This is a genomic window from Microvirga puerhi, assembly GCF_020089865.1.
Classification (GTDB): Bacteria; Pseudomonadota; Alphaproteobacteria; order Rhizobiales; family Beijerinckiaceae; genus Microvirga; species Microvirga puerhi.
Genome location: NZ_JAIRBM010000023.1, coordinates 41,842 through 58,707 on the forward strand (window position 1 = coordinate 41,842; position 16,866 = coordinate 58,707).

General features: G+C 61.9%; 14 protein-coding genes and 4 pseudogenes. 14 read left to right on the plus strand and 4 right to left on the minus strand.

Annotation, left to right across the window (positions count from 1 at the left end; translation table 11 throughout):
- Positions 1-164 precede the first annotated feature (164 nt).
- Complete coding sequence (locus K9B37_RS21590; protein ID WP_224315610.1) at positions 165-626, plus strand: WGR domain-containing protein; 462 nt, start codon at positions 165-167, stop codon at positions 624-626.
- A gap of 203 nt (positions 627-829) precedes the next feature.
- Here the strand turns inward: K9B37_RS21590 and K9B37_RS21595 are convergent, their stop codons facing one another.
- The gene (locus K9B37_RS21595; protein WP_224315611.1) at positions 830-1,726 is read right to left on the minus strand and encodes a recombinase family protein; all 897 of its coding nucleotides are present in this window, start codon (positions 1,724-1,726) and stop codon (positions 830-832) included.
- An 858-nt stretch (positions 1,727-2,584) separates the two neighbouring features.
- Between K9B37_RS21595 and K9B37_RS21600 the strand changes: the two genes are divergently transcribed.
- The 13 genes and pseudogenes from K9B37_RS21600 to K9B37_RS21660 all read left to right on the plus strand — a co-directional run.
- Complete coding sequence (locus K9B37_RS21600; RefSeq protein WP_224315612.1) at positions 2,585-3,931, plus strand: aspartate aminotransferase family protein; 1,347 nt, start codon at positions 2,585-2,587, stop codon at positions 3,929-3,931.
- A 436-nt stretch (positions 3,932-4,367) separates the two neighbouring features.
- On the plus strand, positions 4,368-5,045 hold the full coding sequence (locus K9B37_RS21605) for an MtnX-like HAD-IB family phosphatase (protein ID WP_224315613.1): 678 nt from the start codon (positions 4,368-4,370) through the stop codon (positions 5,043-5,045).
- A 64-nt stretch (positions 5,046-5,109) separates the two neighbouring features.
- Positions 5,110-6,021: an arginase family protein gene (locus K9B37_RS21610; RefSeq protein ID WP_224315614.1), complete on the plus strand. Its 912-nt coding sequence runs from the start codon at positions 5,110-5,112 to the stop codon at positions 6,019-6,021.
- A complete protein-coding gene (locus tag K9B37_RS21615; RefSeq protein ID WP_224315615.1) occupies positions 6,018-6,368 on the plus strand; it encodes a DMT family transporter in 351 nt (116 codons plus the stop codon). The genes K9B37_RS21610 and K9B37_RS21615 overlap by 4 nt, the downstream gene beginning before the upstream one ends.
- A 12-nt stretch (positions 6,369-6,380) precedes the next feature.
- On the plus strand, positions 6,381-7,232 hold the full coding sequence (locus K9B37_RS21620; protein ID WP_224315616.1) for an alpha/beta hydrolase: 852 nt from the start codon (positions 6,381-6,383) through the stop codon (positions 7,230-7,232).
- Entirely contained in the window at positions 7,229-8,374 is a 1,146-nt protein-coding gene (locus K9B37_RS21625) for a GNAT family N-acetyltransferase (protein ID WP_224315617.1), read from the plus strand. The genes K9B37_RS21620 and K9B37_RS21625 overlap by 4 nt, the downstream gene beginning before the upstream one ends.
- Complete coding sequence (locus K9B37_RS21630) at positions 8,371-8,769, plus strand: DMT family transporter (RefSeq protein ID WP_224315618.1); 399 nt, start codon at positions 8,371-8,373, stop codon at positions 8,767-8,769. The genes K9B37_RS21625 and K9B37_RS21630 overlap by 4 nt, the downstream gene beginning before the upstream one ends.
- Before the next feature lie 120 nt (positions 8,770-8,889).
- Complete coding sequence (locus K9B37_RS21635; protein ID WP_224315619.1) at positions 8,890-10,128, plus strand: class I SAM-dependent methyltransferase; 1,239 nt, start codon at positions 8,890-8,892, stop codon at positions 10,126-10,128.
- 111 nt (positions 10,129-10,239) lie between these two features.
- Positions 10,240-10,767, plus strand: a complete 528-nt coding sequence (locus tag K9B37_RS21640; protein WP_224315620.1) for a DUF2147 domain-containing protein — start codon at positions 10,240-10,242, stop codon at positions 10,765-10,767.
- A 12-nt stretch (positions 10,768-10,779) separates the two neighbouring features.
- Entirely contained in the window at positions 10,780-12,540 is a 1,761-nt protein-coding gene (locus tag K9B37_RS21645; RefSeq protein ID WP_224315621.1) for a sensor histidine kinase, read from the plus strand.
- Entirely contained in the window at positions 12,515-13,891 is a 1,377-nt protein-coding gene (locus tag K9B37_RS21650; RefSeq protein ID WP_224315622.1) for a sigma-54-dependent transcriptional regulator, read from the plus strand. The genes K9B37_RS21645 and K9B37_RS21650 overlap by 26 nt, the downstream gene beginning before the upstream one ends.
- 6 nt (positions 13,892-13,897) lie before the next feature.
- Complete coding sequence (locus tag K9B37_RS21655; protein ID WP_224315623.1) at positions 13,898-14,767, plus strand: MipA/OmpV family protein; 870 nt, start codon at positions 13,898-13,900, stop codon at positions 14,765-14,767.
- 3 nt (positions 14,768-14,770) lie between these two features.
- A pseudogene (locus K9B37_RS21660) lies at positions 14,771-14,923 on the plus strand (ABC transporter substrate-binding protein); the annotation flags it as partial.
- A 30-nt stretch (positions 14,924-14,953) separates the two neighbouring features.
- Here K9B37_RS21660 and K9B37_RS21665 read toward each other — a convergent pair.
- The 3 pseudogenes from K9B37_RS21665 to K9B37_RS21675 form a co-directional block, all read right to left on the minus strand.
- Positions 14,954-15,088: pseudogene (locus K9B37_RS21665) on the minus strand (hypothetical protein); the annotation flags it as partial.
- A pseudogene (locus K9B37_RS21670) lies at positions 15,072-15,350 on the minus strand (winged helix-turn-helix domain-containing protein); the annotation flags it as partial. The pseudogenes K9B37_RS21670 and K9B37_RS21665, both read right to left, overlap by 17 nt.
- Before the next feature lie 74 nt (positions 15,351-15,424).
- A pseudogene (locus tag K9B37_RS21675) lies at positions 15,425-16,801 on the minus strand (Tn3 family transposase); the annotation flags it as partial.
- Positions 16,802-16,866: the final 65 nt, after the last annotated feature.

The following is a 16,866-nucleotide window of genomic DNA, read 5'->3' on the forward strand; positions in this document are numbered from 1 at the left end:
GGCGAGTCGAGCAAGTTTTTTAGTCCTAATAAACTGTTAACACGGGCTCGCTTCGGGTTGTCAGCTGACAACATCGCGAACCCATCAAGAGCTGGAATCATTCGATGGTCCTTTGATTCCATCTTTGAATTGGATCATCTCGCACTGGTGCGTAACGCTACCGAATGCACCAAATCAAGATCCAATACCTAGTCCTCGCCCGCTGCGATCACACTGCGAACATCGCCCGGTTTTATGTGCTCGCTATCGAAGAGAGTCTGTTTGGGAACGCTGCGCTAGTCCGCGAATGGGGCCGTATCGGCACCTCAGGCCAGCGCAAAGTTGAACTGCATGAAAATGAAGAAGTGGCTATCGTGGCCCTTGAGACCTGGCTGAGGCGCAAACAGAGGCGCGGATACCATATCAGGGAAGCCAGATTTAGGCCTTTGGAGTCGACTTCGTCGAACTGCGATGGACAGTCATCGACCTGCGGAGAAGCTCTTAGGCGCGACCCTGCGCCTTGTCCTCCTCGTCGAGGCAGTTGCGGCACGTTAGACAGGGAAGGGGTCCACGAACAGGCTACAACTGTCACAAACACTGGGGAGGGCCAGGGAAGGAGAGAAGGTCTCGCGCGGCATCTCACCTAACGTGGAATACCCGCTAGCTTCGACTGCAGGGTAAATAACCTTGCGCCATACTAGCAGGGGAAGCCGCCTCGATGTCCCGGGGAAACTCACCGGCTGGAAGCGGGGAGGGGACGCTCTACGGAGTGGATACTTGAGGTCACGTGTGGGGGTTAGTGCTTCGGCAGGCCGGGCCGCGGATCGCGGAGGCCATTAACTGCATGTGCCTACGATACAAGGCCAAGGCTCCTAGCACGATCAAGTTGATTCTTCACAGAGGAGGCTGACCAACGGAGGCCGCCACGTGGAGTGCGCTCGCGCATGCGTTCCATCTGCGCCCCAATCTCTCTGAGCGAGAGGTTTGGATCAGCCATGGCGATACCGGCAATCAGCGTCATGAGGCGGTCCTGCGGACTCTTGCGCGCGGCAGGCTTGAGAAGGATCGGATCCGCCATGCGCTCCGACACGAGCTTAGCCACGGCGCGCCGCAGGCGGGCTACCGTCCACGATTGTCCGCCGTCGCTTAGCAGGTGCACTATGTCATCCCAGGGATGATGCGGTCGCATTCGACGAACCGTCGGCAGCCACCGGTCTGCGCTGGCGATGAGCCGATCGAGGTAGACCTTCTCACGGGCGAGGGCGATCTTCCGGATGGCTTCTGGATTCCGTTCACGCATCCCCGGATTCCCCGGTTTCCTGCCTCGCGCCTTGGCAGCCTTGATGCCGGCCTTGGTGCGCTCTGAGATGAGAGAACGTTCCAGTTGCGCGACTGCGCCAAGCACCTGCAGGGAGAACATGCCTTGCGGCGTCGAGGTCTCAATCGGATCCCGGAGAGAACGGAAATAGGCCTTCTTGGCTTGTAGTGCTTCGATCACCTCAAGGAGGTGGCTGACGGAGCGTGCCAGCCGATCGAGCCGTACCACGACCAAGACTTCTCCCGGCTGGATCTCGCCGATGAGCCGCGCAAGCACCGGCCGGGCCCGGCTCGCGCCGGAGCCGTGTTCTTGGTGGATCACCTCGCAGCCGGCAGCGCGCAATTCGTCAACCTGGGCGTCATGCGCCTGATCCTCAGTAGAGACGCGCGCATAGCCGATAAGGCGCTTTTTGGAAGGAGAGGGGGCCATCGACGGTGCTCCGGGACACTCTTTAGTGTCTTTGTACATTTTCGCTTGTGATGAGCAACTGGTCGTTTGAAGACGATCGGTGAGGCGTTTTGTTTACCATCCGAAGAGGGTAGGACTTCCCCCAGGCCTGCTAAAATGGCTTAAAACAAGGACTTCTAAGGCCGATCGGCTGTTCATAGGCTTCCACAAGCACCCTTGATGAGACCTTATATGTAATAGATCGCGATGCAGCCGGGCAGAACAGCTTAAAATCGTCTATGAGACCGTAGCCAGTCCCAGCTTAGCTTCCATTGCCCCTGTTCTCTTGTTTTATCGCAACAACTTAGCAGTTGGGCGAAAGCGTAGCTTCTGGAGCAAGCGGGGCAGATTGGGGTAGGAGCAGTTCTTGTTCCCACCCCAAGGACCGGCCGCGATCAGGAGTATCCGCAAGGCTCACTCGGCTCAAATCATAGGCCCGAGCGAGTGAGCTATTGAGAAGAAGCTTGCAAAGTGCCCCGCGATTAGAGACCCCATCAGATCTTGTTCCGACCCCAAAGCGGCAACCTTGCACCGCAGTAGCCGAAGTTTCCGGACCAGGTTGGACGGTCACCTTCATTCTGGGGGGAAGCTCTAAAAAATGGAGCCAGGAAGCCGCGCAAGATTTTCCGATTGAGCGGACTTCGCCAGATATTTCCGCCATCTGCCTTTTCTGCCTCGATTGGCACGCTTCTTGCTACAGCGGCTTGCGATGCGCGCATCTTCCTGCTGTGGCGACGTGGGGCCGCCGCTTGCAGCGTGCCCGGTTTCCTGGCCGGGCGCTCCGTCTTTGCTCCGCTTCGGCTCGCCGTCTGGCGAGCTAGTCCAAACCCGAGAGCTTCCATGAATTTCATGCAGATCCAGACGACGGCGACCCAGACCAGCGGCGCCCTGTTCGAGGCCGCGCGCCGGCTTATCCCGGGCGGTGTCAATAGTACCGCCCGTGCCCAGTGGTCCGGCTGGACGCCCCACCCGCTGTTCGTCGAGAAGGGTTTCGGCTCGCAGGTCCAGGACGTCGACGGCAATGTGTATATCGACTACCTGCTGGGCCTCGGCCCGATGATCCTTGGTCACAGACCTCTGGCCGTCACGCAGGCCGTCGTCGATTTCATCCAGCAGCGGGGAACGGTCTTCGCGCTGCCAACGGCCGACGAGGCGGTTCTCGCACAGAAGATCGTGGATGCGCTCCCGTCCGTGGAGCGAGTGCGACTTTGCAACACCGGCACCGAGGCCGTGCTCTATGCTACCCGCCTCGCGCGCGCATTTACGGGGCGAACCAAGATCATCCGCTTCGAAGGCATGTATCACGGCTTCTCCGATGCCGTGTATTGGAGCAAGCATCCCGCCATCGAGAAGGCGGGACCCGACAGCCAGCCGTACCCGGTACCGCAGGGTCCCGGCCTGCCCGCCGGTGTCGAAGCCAACCTCATTATCCTGCCCTGGAACGATGCAGATGCGCTGAAAGCGGCGATCGAGACCCACGGCAACAAGATCGCCGCGGTCCTGACCGAGCCCGTCATGTGCAACACGGGCTGCATCCTGCCGGAGCCCGGTTATCTCGAGACCATGCGCGCGATGACCGAAAAGGCCGGGATCGTGCTGATTTTCGACGAGGTCATCACAGGCTTCCGCCTGTCGATCGGTGGCGCCCAGGCGCGCCTGAGGATCACGCCGGATCTCTCCGTGTTCGCAAAGGGGCTGGGCGGTGGCTTCCCGGTTGCGGCGCTCGGTGGGCGCCGGGACATCATGGCGCTGGTCGACGATGGACGGGTTTCCATGGCCGGCACCTATACGGCGAACGGTATTGCCGTGGCAGCCGCCAACGCGACGCTCGACGAGCTCAGTGCGCCAGGCTTTTACGATGCCCTTGACGCCGTTTCGGACCGCCTGCGATACGGGCTTCAGGACGTGCTGACGAAGGCAGGGCTGCCGGCCCACGTCGTGGGGATCGGCGCCTTGATGCAGGTCTGGTTCACGACCCGGCCGATCAGGAATTACCGTGACGCAGAGCGGTTTGCGGACCAGCAACTCTTCGATCGGTGGTGGCGCGGCATGCTCTCCCGCGGCGTTCTGTTCCATCCGGGCGCCTACGAAAATCTCTTCGTCTCGGCCGCGCATACCCAAGAGGACATTGACGCAACCTTGGACGCCGCCCGGGACGTCGCACGCGAGCTCGCGTCGGCCATTTGATGTGCCGTAAGTGACTGCGCCGCCGCTGCCGACCTCGAACGGCGAGGAACAGAGGCGGCGGCGCAGCGTCGGTCTGACCGATCCGGCGGCTTGACGAATGGCAGGCGCCCAGCCCTTGCGGAGTGTAACGGTGGTTCAGCGAAGCCCAGCCTCATGCTCAACACCGGAATTGCTCCAACGGGCCGCGTGCCGGCAGATCCGCCTCCGCGGACCAGAGCCGCAAAGGAAGGCAAGAGCATAAGACCAGGCGAAGTCTGCGGGTCAGGACACCCGCAGAAAGGGAGGGGGCTCCAAAATGTGTAGCTCGGTTTTTATAGGTACGGTCGTCCGCCACGTAGAATTCCAGGAAAAACAAGGAAATCATACCGGGCCTAAGAATGGCACGGTTCTTGCGTAAAGGCGGCCAAGGTTCCTTCTTTCTCTCCTGACTGAATCCATGAACACACATTTTCGGGTACTTTGCGATTTCGACGGTACCATCGCCCTCGATGACGTGACGGATGCTCTCCTCGCCGCCTTCGCCGACCCGGAATGGGAGACGGTCGAGGAGGCCTGGAAGGCTGGCCGGATCGGTTCGGGTGAGTGCATGCGCCAGCAGGTGTCACTGTTGCGTGCCGGGTTGGACGACGTGAATGCGCTGCTCGACCGGCTGCCGATCGATCCAACGTTCCCGGCCTTCGTCCGCCTCTGCCAAGGGCGCGGCATCGACGTGGAGGTCGTCAGTGATGGACTCGATCACGCCATCAACCGCATCCTGGTGCGCGAGGGACTGTCACTCGAGGTCAGAGCCAACCGGCTCGTGCATTCGGCCGCGGGAGGGTGGGCGCTCGAGTTCCCGCACGCCGCCGACACGTGCCGTGTTCAGGCCGCGAACTGCAAATGTGCCGCCGCTTCCGGAGGGCGCGATACGCTGACAGTCTTGGTGGGCGACGGTCGCTCGGATATCTGCCTCGCCGAGCGGGTCGATTTCGTTTTCGCAAAGAGCTTTGGCGGCATGCCCTCGACCTTGCTGGAGCATTGCCGGACCCATAGCATCCCGCACCGGGCATTCGAAAGCTTCGCCGAGGTGGCCGAGGGTCTCACCGAACTCGGCGCATTCCGGGATGCCGCGTGACCGCCGTGGCGCTCCAGCCTCGCGAAGGGGCTGGCGTTTCCGGCCGCAGCGGGGGCGGCGCCGCATGACGATAGCGCTCACGGTCCTTGATACCGATGCGACCCTCACCAGCCAGCCCGCCATTCGTGACCGTCTGGCCGCGGCGCAGGCGCGGCGCATAGACCTTCTGGATCTTGGTCCCTCCCTGCGGTTGTGGGCTTGGGAATCCGATTTCGACGCCTTTCGTGCCCGCCTGCCGCAATTCCGATCGGGCATGACCAACGTCTTCATGGCGGGTTCGGGGGATTTCCATCATCTGACGGCCGCCCTCGTCGAACGCGCGGATCGTCCCCTGACGGTCATTCACTTCGACAACCATCCGGACGGCGCGTGGAGCTTTCCGCGCCGCCACTGCGGTTCCTGGGTCAACGCGGCGCTGGCGCTCGCTCACGTCCGAAAGATGATCACGATCGGATGCTGTAGCGATGATCTCGCGCGGCTGGGCGGTCGCACCCCCTGGATGCAGGCCCTCCAGAGCGGTCGCCTTGAGGTTCACCCCTGGTCCAGGCCGCCGGCCACGTTGCGGCGGGGCGTTCACAGGATCCCGGGGCATCGAACCGAAGGCCGCACGTTACATTGGAATAGTCTGGCCGGGACCACGTGGGACGGCTTCGTCGACGATCTGGTTAGGCAGGTCGCGGGCGAGACCCTGTGGATCAGTATCGACAAGGACGTACTCGGACCCGCGGAGGCCGCGACGAACTGGGATCAGGGTTCCATGCCGCTGGCCTACCTGGAAGAGGCTCTGGCCGCACTGGCGAGCGATGCTCCGATTGCCGGCGTGGACATCTGCGGGGAGTACACCCCGCGCCGCCACCGCCACCCGGCGAAACGGCTGGAGGCCTGGATCGATCAGCCAAACGACGCGCCAGCAGGCACCGCCATCAATGAAGCGACCAATGCCCGCCTTCTAAACCTCCTCGAGGCCATCCTGTGACGCCGGTGCTGATCATCCTGATGGCCGCCACGATCCTTCTCGAGGTCGCCGGTCAGATCGCCTTCAAGATGGGCCTTTCGGGAGCGCCCGAAGGTCCGGTGTGGCGAAAGGTCCTTACGAGCCCGGCCATTGTCCTAGGGGTTGCGGCGTATGCGGTCGAACTTGTGCTGTGGCTTGGCGTGCTCTCCCAGGCACCGCTGAGCATCGCCTTCCCTTTGGCGGCCCTTTCCTATTGCGGCGTGCTCCTGGCGAGCCGTGCGGTGCTCGGCGAGCCTGTCTCGACTCGACGTTGGCTCGGGGCCACGGTCATCACCCTCGGTGTCGCGCTGGTTTGCCTAAGTGCCTGAGAAGGATCCAACATGATCACCGACAACAGCTTCACGTTCGAAGGCGGACCCGTGGCCCTGCTGCTGGTCCATGGCCTGACGGGCACGCCTTCCGAAATGAAGGGAATAGGCAAGGCAATTGCGCGGCGTGGCTACACCGTGCATGGCGTGCAACTCGCCGGCCATTGTGGTGACGAGGCTGACCTCGTAAGGACGGGCTGGCGCGACTGGAGCCGCAGCGTCGAAGCTGCCTTTGACCGGCTCCGAGCGAAACACGAGACGGTCTATGTGGGCGGACTGTCGATGGGCGCGCTGCTCTCGATCAAGCTGGCCGCGGACCGTCCGGGGGAGGTGGCCGGCCTCGCGCTGTACTCCACGACGCTGTTCTACGATGGCTGGGCGATCCCGAAGACGCGGGTGCTGGTGAAGCCGGCCCTCGCGCTGGGCTTCGCGAAGTGGGTCCGCTTTGTCGAGGCGCCGCCCTACGGCCTGAAGGATGACCGGATTCGGGAACGGATTGCCCGCGCCATGCTGGGCGGCGACAGCGCGAGCAGCGGGAACGCCGCCACCCCGGGCCGCAGCCTTGTCGAGCTTCACCGGCTGAGCGCCGAGGTGAAACGCGCGCTCCCCTCCGTCCGGACCCCGGCGCTCGTCGTCCACGCCCGGCACGACGACATGACCAGCCTGCGGAACGCGAACTATGTGGCGAGCCGGATCGGCGGCGACGTCGAGAAGGTGATCCTCGAGAACAGCTATCACATGGTGACGCTCGACCGCGACCGTGACCACCTCGTCGGCCGGACAGTCGACTTCATGGGCCGCCAACGGCGTCTGCGGGTTGCGAAGAACGAGAATGTCATGCCCCTCAGGACAGCCCGCCGATGAGGCCATCCGGGCTGCTTCCTCAGGTCTTCGAATCCATCGACGCGATCGACCCCGTCGCGTGGGATCGCTGCTTTCCGGGCGATCCGGAAGGCTGGGCGTTCTACAAGGCCATTGAGGACGCCGGGCCACCCGGCTTCCAATGGCGCTACCTCGCAATCCTGGAGGCCGGCGTGCCACTTGCCGTGGTGCCGGCATTCCTCACGGAGTATCGGCTGGACACGACCGTGCCGCCGGGTTCGATGAAACGTCTGCTCGCGGCACTCACAGCGGCCCTGCCGTCTGTTCTGACGCTGCGCTTGGCATCCTTGGGCTCGCCGGTGGCAGAGACTTGCCATCTCGGCTTTGTGCCGGAGGTCCCCGATGAGCGCAAGCCGTTCCTCGTGCAAGCCTTGCTCGCCGCGTTCGAGGGTATGGCCGCTCAGGAGGGGTGCAGCCTCCTCGGCGTCAAGGACGTTCCCGATGCAGGGCTCGCGCCGTGGCATGGACCACTAGCAGAGCGGGGATTCCAGCGCATGCCGGGCCTTCCGACTGCAACTCTCGCCGTGCCGGCCGGAGGCCTCGATGCCTATCTGGCGACCCTGAGCCGCGCCACACGCAAGGACATGCGGCGGAAGCTGCGGGACGCCACGCTTCGGATCGAGCATCGCCAGTCGGTTGACGACGTGCTCCCGCGGATCGCAGACCTTTACGAGCAGACCTTCGCGCGCGGGGATCTCACGTTCGAGCGCCTGCCGCCCGCATATTTCGCCGCCGTGCTCGCAAGAATGCCGACGGCCGCCACGATGATCCTCTACTGGGCAGACGACGACCTTGTCGCGTTCAATCTCGTCCTCGAGGGGGAGGGCCGGCTGATCGACAAGTATGTCGGCATGGACAACGGCACGGTTAGGCAGCACAACCTGTACTTCGTCAGTTGGCTCCACAATGTCGCTCTGTGCAGCGAGTGTGACCTGCCGGTCTACCAGAGCGGCCAATCGTTCTACGCACCCAAGGTCCGGCTGGGATCGCGTCTTTCCATCAACTGGCTCTATTTCCGCCACCGCAACACATTTGCGAACTACGTGCTTGGCTTGGTGGCCAAGCTTGTGCGGCTTGACCGGTTCGATCCTGAGATTGCAAGGCTCATGGAGGAGACCCGATGAGAGACCGCTCATCCGTTCTGCTGCCTCATTTCACGTTATGTTCTATCTTGGCATGGGGTGGGCTGATTGTTTCCGAGACGCTGGCGCAGGTCGCTCTCAAGGCGGCAGGGGATCGCCTCGGCTCGATGGATTTCGGCGTCGGGTGGGTCATGTCGGCCATCACCGATCCCTGGACCGTTGCAGGTGTAATCGGCTATGTCGGCGCGTTCGCCTCCTGGATGACGGTCCTCAACCGTATTCCTTTGAGCCTCGGCTTTCCTTTGACCTCCGTGATCTACGTCACGGTGACGGCTGCGTCCGTCCTCCTGTTCCGGGAGGAGTTCGGAGTGCTGCGATGGAGCGGAATCATGCTGATTGTCGTCGGAGTGGTGATCATCGGGACCGAGGAGGATTAGACATATGTCCGCCATTCGAATGCTTCAGTGGATGGGCCTCGCGTCAATCCTGGCCGAAAGAGCACTGCATGCGGGCGGGGGCTCCAGCGCGACCTATGCCGTCGAGGGAGAGGAGTAGCCGTGGAGCGCATACTGTCCACGGCCCTGCGCGACATGGTCCGCGAGGGTAATCTCACCGTTACGTTCGCCTCGGGCCGCCAGGAGCAATTCGGCGATGGCGCCGGACCATCGCTTGCCGTTCGCTTCACGGATGCTGCGGCCGAGCTGGCGATGGTGCTCGATCCGGACCTCCGTTTTGGCGAACTCTACATGGACGGTCGGTTCGTGGTCGAACGCGGGACGATTTTCGACGTCCTCAAGCTGTTCTATGCCAATGCGGAAGGGCAGCAGCAGCCGCTTCTATCCCGCATCGTGGACTGGATCCGTTTCTCGGTACGACGCGCGGTGCGCACGAACTTGCCTTCGCGGGCGCGTCGCAACGTCGCGCATCATTACGACCTCGACAGCCGGCTGTTTCGCCTCTTTCTCGATGAGGATATGCAGTATAGTTGCGCCTATTTCGCGGATGACGAGGCCACGCTCGAAGAGGCGCAGGCCGAGAAGAAGCGCCGCATCGTGGCCAAGCTGTGCCTGTGTCCGGGCCAGAGCGTCCTCGATATCGGAAGCGGCTGGGGCGGTCTTGCACTACAGGTCGCCCAAAGTGCTCCCGAACTGCGGGTCACGGGTATCACGCTGTCCACGGAACAGCTCGCCGTCGCGCAGGACCGCGCGGCGCAAGCGGGCCTTGCGAGCCAGGTCCGCTTCGAACTGAAGGATTATCGCGCGATCGAGGGTCCTTTCGACCGCATCGTCTCGGTCGGCATGTTCGAGCATGTCGGTGCAGGCTTCTACGGCACCTTCTTTGAGCACGTCGCGCGGCTCCTCGCCCGCCGCGGCGTCATGCTCCTGCATACGATAGGGTTCTCGGAAGCGCCAGGCTTCGTCACGCCGTGGCTCGACAAATACATCTTCCCGGGCGGCGACATACCCTCTCTGTCCGACATCGTTTCCCCCATCGAAAAGGCTGGTCTCGTCATCAGTGATGTCGAGGTGATGCGCTTCCACTATGCATTGACGCTGCGCGAGTGGAGCAAGCGGTTTCAGGCGCGGAGGACGGAAGCGGCGGCCCTCTACGACGAGCGGTTTTGCCGCATGTGGGAATTCTACCTGGCAGCGGCGGAGTGCTCGTTCTGGCACGAGAACCTCGTCGTGTTTCAGATTCAGCTCGCCAAGTCGGCTCATGCCCTGCCCCGCACGCGACGCTACATGGAGCAGGCTCGTGCCGTTGAGCTCTTCCCCCATGCCGGTGCCGTGGGATGAGAGGATATCAAGCGACGCAAAGTGGCTAATCGCGGACCGCGGCAGGTTGCTGCGGGTCTCAACGATCGCATTCCCGACCTGAACCACCAAGATTTGCTGGGACGTGTTTCAATGCTAAAGAGTGTCTTTGGTTTCAACTCCTCAGAGGATTGTCCTTCGATCACGAAGTCTTTCGCGATTTGGGGCGGGCAGGCCGCACTTCTCCTCGGCATGGCTTTGACTTCCGCAGGCGCAGCGACACCAATCCGCGAGATAACGGGCATCTGGATGCCGGAGGACGGTGAGAGTGCCATCGAGATCTCGGCGTGCGGCAGTGCGCGATGCGGACGGGTTGTCTGGCTCAAGTCCTCCCATGACGAGAGTGGCCGTCCCGTCCTCGACGACAACAATCCGGATACGAGCCTCCGTTCACGCCGGATCTGCAACCTCCAGATCATCACCGCCATCAAGCCGCAGACCGATGGGACTTGGGGCCAAGGCCGCATCTACGACCCGGAAGACGGCAGATCCTACGATGTCGAAGTCCGGTTGGACCAACCCGATGTCCTCAAGGTGACCGGTTACCTAGGCATTAAAACTTTCGGCGAGACGGTCACATGGCGGCGTACGGCGGCGCCGGGGCGCTGTGATGAACGCTGAACGGCACCTGCCATGATCGGCCCACGGCTTTCTTCGCTGCGATGGCGCCTTGTTCTCGCATTCCTGCTTGTCAGCGCCCCTCCGGTGCTCGGAGCCAGCTATTTCGCGGCAAAGGTCATTTCGGCGGCCTTCCAGCACAACGTCGAACGCTGGCTGGAGGAAACGGCCCATTTTTTGGCATTGGATACCGAGGAGGCCAAGGACGAGGCAGACAAGTCGGCCGCGATCATCGTGACCACACTGGAGAGCCGTAAGACTTTCGATCCCGAGGGGCTCGGAGACTTCGTAGCGCCATTTGCCGATCTCCTGGCGTCCGTTGGTTATGACTACGTCCAGATCTACGATGACGATGGACGAAGTGAGTACACGTTCGGCCAATTCACATTTCTCAGTCCACCGCCGAAGGAAGCAAGCAAGTCGCTCTATCGCGTCCAGGTCAACGGCGGCGAGACCATTGTGGGAGGAGCCGTCCGGGTTTTCTCGAACTCCGGGAAGAGGCACTTCGTGTTTGTTGCAAATGCAATCGACGAGGCGTTCTTTGCAGCTTCCCAAGCAAGTAAGACGCTGCAGATCCGGATTCCCGTCGTCAATTCCAATGGCGCGGTCGCAGTCAGGCCGGGCCAAGCCGGGCCACCATTCGAGATCCCTGCGGGGGTCCTGCAATCCCTTCTACAGGGCGCGCAAAGCGCCGTCTCGTCCGGCACGGCACAGGTCGGCCCGGCAACTGCCTTTGCGGCTTTGCGCGACGAGCAGGGTCACCTCGTGGCCATCGTCGCCTGTCGGGTGGCCGGAATGGCCGCTATGTTCGAGCGTCTCACGAAATGGCAATACTTTCTTGCCCTCGCCGGGATCGCGGGACTGTTTTCCGTGCTTGTGGGAGCCCTGGTCGCGGAGCGCATCACCCGCCCGCTCCGGGCCCTAATTGAGGGCGTCCGCGCTGTCACGGCCGGTGATTACCGAAGCCGCGTTCAGGAGACCGGAGGGCATGAACTCGCGGAACTGGCGACAGGTTTTAATCTGATGAACGAGCAGCTCGACCGCCTGCGGAGCAAGGAAGGGGCCATGCGCAAGCGCGAACAGCTTGCCACTCTTGGAGAAGCCGCCGCAGTGCTTGCGCATGAGATCCGCAACCCACTGGGAATCATTAAGACATCCAGCCAATTGGTTCGTATGAAGTCGGCTCTCAACGCATCGGAAGATCGTCTCATTGGGTTCGTGCTCGATGAAGTCTCCCGCATCGATCGGCTTGTCCGCGACCTGCTCGATTTCGCACGACCGAAGGAAATGCAGAAGAGCCTGATCGACTTCCGGAGAGATGTTTTGGAGCGCGCAATCGACTTTGCCGCTCCAGAATTGGCCAAGCGGGGTCTGACCTGGACGATCTCAGGGCCGAACGGCAGTGCGAAAGTGTTCGGAGATCCGGATCGTCTCTATCAGACTGTGCTGAACCTTATCTTGAACGCAATGGACGCAACGGAAGGTGGGGGCACATTAACGGCTACGATGAACCGTCGAGCTCATGCCCTGGAACTCAAGCTTGAGGACGACGGGGTCGGAATAGCGCCCGAGGTCATCGGGCGGATCTTCGACCCCTTCTTCACGACAAAAGCCAAAGGAACCGGGTTGGGCTTGGCCCAGGCCAAGGCTGCCGTTGAGGAGCATGGCGGCTCTCTCACTTGCGCCAGCACGCTCGGTCGAGGGACGGCCTTCATCGTAGAACTACCTTTACCCGAGTTGGAGCATGCCGATGAGACCATCTGTTCTGGTCGTTGACGACGAAGTCCGGCTCGCCGAGGTCGTGTCGGCTGCTCTCGCCGAGCGAGGGTTCGACGGGCAGGCGGTTGGATCCGTAAATGAGGCACTGGGAGTGTTGAATTCCTCGGATGTGAGCCTTGTGCTGACCGACCTTCGGATGCCCGGCCTGGGCGGGCGCGACCTGCTTCGGCGCATTCAGGCGGTGAGGTCGGAGATACCGGTCATCATCATGACCGCATATGCGTCCGTGCGCGACGCGGTCGACCTCGTGAAGCAAGGTGCGTTCGACTACATCTCGAAGCCGTTCGAAATCGATGACGTGATTGCGACCGTCGAAAGGGCGCTCAAGCTCGGCGAGGCGCTCGAAGACAACCGCCGGCTCCGCTTGGAGCTCGAGGAAAAGTACAGTTTCGGTCACCTTACGGGCGAGAGTGCGTCATTCCGAAACGTCCTGCGCCAGATCACCGAAGTGTGCGAGAGCCGGGCAACGGTCCTGCTCGAGGGAGAGAGCGGCACCGGCAAGGAACTCGTCGCCCGGGCGATCCACTACAACAGTCCTCGCCGCCTGAGGCCGTTCGTGGCGGTGAATTGTGCCGCAATTCCTGAGAACCTCCTGGAGAGCGAGCTTTTTGGGCATGTGAAAGGTGCGTTCACGGGCGCTCTGGCAGCCCGGCAAGGCCGCTTTGCGGCCGCAGACAAGGGAACGCTCTTCCTGGACGAGATCGGCGACATGCCTCTCTCTATTCAGGCGAAGGTTCTGCGCGCCATTCAGGAGCAGACATTCGAACCCATCGGGTCGAACAGGTCCGTTCATGTCGACGTCCGGATTATCGCCGCAACGCATAAGGACTTGAGGCGGCTGATAGATGCGCAGGAGTTCAGGGCGGATTTGTATTACCGTCTCAACATCTTCCCGATAGCACTCCCGCCCCTGCGGGACCGGCCGGGCGATATTCTTCTGCTGGCTCGCCAGTTCCTCAACTCCTTTGCGGCGGACATGGGTAAGCGTCTCATCGGCTTCACGTCGTCGGCGGAAGCCGCGATGGCGGGATATTCGTGGCCTGGGAACGTTCGTGAATTGCAGAACTGCGTGCAGCGCGCCGTCATCGTCGCACGCGGCAACACGATCGACGTTTCCGATCTTTCTCATTATGTCGTAGAAGGGAACAGTAAACTTGCCCCGGAGGTCGGGCTGCCGAACGATCTCGACGCCGAACTCGCGCGGATCGAAAGAAACTATATCATCGAGGCGCTGAAGGAAACGAATGGAGTGCAGGTAAGGGCAGCGGAGCGACTTGGAATTTCGGAGCGAAGCCTCTGGCACCGCGTCAAGAAGCTTGCGATCAAGATTGGCCATCATGTTGAGTGAGCACGAATGTTGATCGTTCAGCCAGATCCGAATGCCAGCCGGTTGCCGAAGCGAACGCTGTACATCGCCATTCCGGCCTATTCCGCACTAGCGCTTTCAGTATTGCCAGCGCAGGCTCAAGACATCCTCAGTCCGACACCCTCAGCCGAAGCTTCGTCGGCATGGATCGTCACTCTGACCGGAACCGGACTTGTCAGCCCAAAGTACGAAGGGGCCAGTGCTTACGGCCTATCGGGATTCCCGTCCGTGGGTTTTCGGCATCCCAATGAGCCTGAGGAGTTCAGCGCTCCGGACGATAGTCTCGATTATACACTCTTCAGCACGTCAGGGTGGAAGGTTGGCCCGGTGGCCAACATCAGGTCAGGTCGGTCTGCGCAAGACGACAGCCGCTTGTCCGGTCTCAGAAACTACCCATGGGCCATTGAAGCCGGCGTATTCGTCGAATACTGGCCCATTCAGGACCGCCTGCGCACTCGCCTCGAAGTTCGTCACGGGCTGCATCGTCACGACGGCTTCGTGGCTGATCTTTCGGCTGATCTCATCCAGAAGTTTGGGGCATTCACGCTCTCGGGCGGTCCACGCGCGTCACTGGCCGACAACAGCATCATGGAGAAGGAGTTCGGAATCAGTCCGGCGGGCGCCCTTCGAAACGGAATGCTGCCAGCCTTCAGTGCCCATGGCGGCGTGAAATCCGTCGGACTGGAAGCCGCGGTGAGCTACGACTGGTCGGATCAGTGGAGGACGACCGTATTCCAGCGATACGATCGACTTGTCGGTGACGCCGGGGCAAGCCCGATAACGACCCGCCTCGGATCAAGGAACCAGCTAATCTTCGGCTTGGAACTGACATATGCGTTCGAACTGCGCTCGCACTAAGTGGCTCGGCAGCAGGACAAGATCCAGGCCGGCATGACCACCGAACCGACCGTCTCGCGCCTGCTGAAGACAGGCGAGGCGAAGGTTCTTGTCGATCTCCGCTCGGCGGAGGCGACCAGGGCCGCCCTCGATCGTCCCATCCCTCTCGCTGATCTGCTCGGCGATGCTGCGTGCGGAGGCCAGCAAGGCCGTATCTTGGACAAGCCCTGCGGTGATCTTGGCGCTCGAGAAACTGATCCAGAGATTCACCCCCAGCAGCAACGTCAGGGGGCCGAGAATCCACGCCAGGAGCTGAGCGCGCAGGCTAGTGCGAACCGTCATCACTCCTCCGGAGCATGTAGCCAAGTCCCCGCAGCGTCGAGATCGCGATACCGCTTCCAAGGACCTTCTTGCGGATGCGATGCACGTAGATCTCGATCGCATTCGGATCGGCATCCTCGTTGAAGCCAAAGATGGCAGCGGAAAGGGCTTCCTTGGGGACCACGGACCCGGCACGGTTGATCAGCACTTCAAGAACGGACCGTTCGCGTGGCGTCAGGCCCAAGGGCGTCCCGGAGAGGGTGAAGGCCCGCGTGTTGGTGGGGTCGGAACAAGAACTGCTTCCAAACATACGCTAAGCTAGAACGAACAAAGAACCTCCCTTTTCGCCCGGTCGGATCATGCGGCTCGTGCCAAGGGCTGCGGCAGGCGTAAGGGGCGGAATCCATCGACCAGCGAGGGCGTCTCGCCCCAGGCATAGGTGCCGGTGAGATTGATGTGCTCCCAGCTCAGAGGCGACACGTGCTTGAGCACCTCAGGCGGGATGATCCGCCCCCGACGGCGGAGATGATCCACGGCGCGTCCGAGATAGACCGTGTTCCAGTGAACAATGGCGCTCACCACCAGGTTCAGCCCGGAGGCCCTGAACGCCTGGCTTTCGAATGAACGGTCCCGGATCTCGCCGCGCTCATGGAAGAATACGGCCCGTTTCAGCTTGTGAGCTGCCTCACCCTTGTTCAGACCCGCCTGACAGCGGCGCCGGAGTGCAGGGTCGGAATACCACTCGATCATGAACAGGGTGCGCTCGAGGCGCCCAAGCTCGCGCAGAGCCCGTGCGAGCTGGCTGGGATTGCGGGAAGCTGCCAACCGCTTGAGGATCGTCGAGGGTGCAACCGTCCGTGTCTGGATCGAAGCCGCCAGATGCAGCAGGTCATCCCAGTACTCCATGATCAGACTGGTGTTGATCGGCACGCCAATATGCTCTTGGAGTGCGGGATACGTCTCTGGTTTCTCGACGGTGTGGAGCTTCCGGTCCTTGAGATTACGAAGGCGTGGAACAAACCGCCGGCCTGTCAGCGCGAAGAGACCAAAGACATGGTCGCTTGCGCCGCCTGTGTCCGTGAAGTGCTCCTGAATGTCGAGTTCTGTCTCATGATCGAACAAGCCATCCAGCACGTACGGAGCCTCACTCTCGGTGGCACTGATCGGCAGGATGCTAAAGTAGCCGTACTGGTCGGAGAGATGGCTGTAGAACTTCGACCCTGGTTCACTTCCGTAGTGCAAATTGATATCGCTGCGCGGGCCTGCGCGATCGCTGGCCTGGAAGAACTGCCCATCTGATGATGCCGTGGAGCCGTCGCCCCAGAGCAGGGCATGGGGGTGTTGGGCGTGCCTGTCGGTGATGCAGGCCTGCGCCAGCTTGTAGGTCTCAGGTCGCGTATGGAAGATCCGCTTCCAGGCGATCTCCCGCGCGCTGATGCCTTTCGACGCTGCCGCCATCCGCTTGGCACCGAGATTGGTGGCGTCCGCCAGAACGCCAGCCAACATGGCCGGAATGTTCTCAGGCGGTTCCTGGGTGCGGATGTGCGTGAAGCGATCGGCAAACCCGGTCCAGGCATGCACCTCCGTCAGGAGATCGGGCACCTCGACCAGCGGGTACATGTCGCCGAGTTCCCATTTCAGCTCCTCAGCGGCGGCCGGAACATCGCCGGGGAGGGGAGTGACAACGAGTTGCCCTGCCTCGAGCCGAACACCTTCGAGCTTGCCATTGCGAGCCCATCAGTCGGTTCCAACAATCGCTGAAGCCGCGCAGCGAATAACGTTTGGCACATTACGTGATT

What these genes read in the sequence shown, in the direction of transcription:
- K9B37_RS21590 (WP_224315610.1), top strand. Translation starts at nt 165, where the DNA reads ATGCACCAAATCAAGATCCAATACCTAGTCCTCGCCCGCTGCGATCAC.
- K9B37_RS21645 (WP_224315621.1), top strand. Translation starts at nt 10,780, where the DNA reads ATGATCGGCCCACGGCTTTCTTCGCTGCGATGGCGCCTTGTTCTCGCA.
- K9B37_RS21625 (WP_224315617.1), top strand. Translation starts at nt 7,229, where the DNA reads ATGAGGCCATCCGGGCTGCTTCCTCAGGTCTTCGAATCCATCGACGCG.
- K9B37_RS21640 (WP_224315620.1), top strand. Translation starts at nt 10,240, where the DNA reads ATGCTAAAGAGTGTCTTTGGTTTCAACTCCTCAGAGGATTGTCCTTCG.
- K9B37_RS21630 (WP_224315618.1), top strand. Translation starts at nt 8,371, where the DNA reads ATGAGAGACCGCTCATCCGTTCTGCTGCCTCATTTCACGTTATGTTCT.
- K9B37_RS21620 (WP_224315616.1), top strand. Translation starts at nt 6,381, where the DNA reads ATGATCACCGACAACAGCTTCACGTTCGAAGGCGGACCCGTGGCCCTG.
- K9B37_RS21605 (WP_224315613.1), top strand. Translation starts at nt 4,368, where the DNA reads ATGAACACACATTTTCGGGTACTTTGCGATTTCGACGGTACCATCGCC.
- K9B37_RS21600 (WP_224315612.1), top strand. Translation starts at nt 2,585, where the DNA reads ATGAATTTCATGCAGATCCAGACGACGGCGACCCAGACCAGCGGCGCC.
- K9B37_RS21650 (WP_224315622.1), top strand. Translation starts at nt 12,515, where the DNA reads ATGAGACCATCTGTTCTGGTCGTTGACGACGAAGTCCGGCTCGCCGAG.
- K9B37_RS21595 (WP_224315611.1), bottom strand. Translation starts at nt 1,726, where the DNA reads ATGGCCCCCTCTCCTTCCAAAAAGCGCCTTATCGGCTATGCGCGCGTC.
- K9B37_RS21655 (WP_224315623.1), top strand. Translation starts at nt 13,898, where the DNA reads ATGTTGATCGTTCAGCCAGATCCGAATGCCAGCCGGTTGCCGAAGCGA.
- K9B37_RS21610 (WP_224315614.1), top strand. Translation starts at nt 5,110, where the DNA reads ATGACGATAGCGCTCACGGTCCTTGATACCGATGCGACCCTCACCAGC.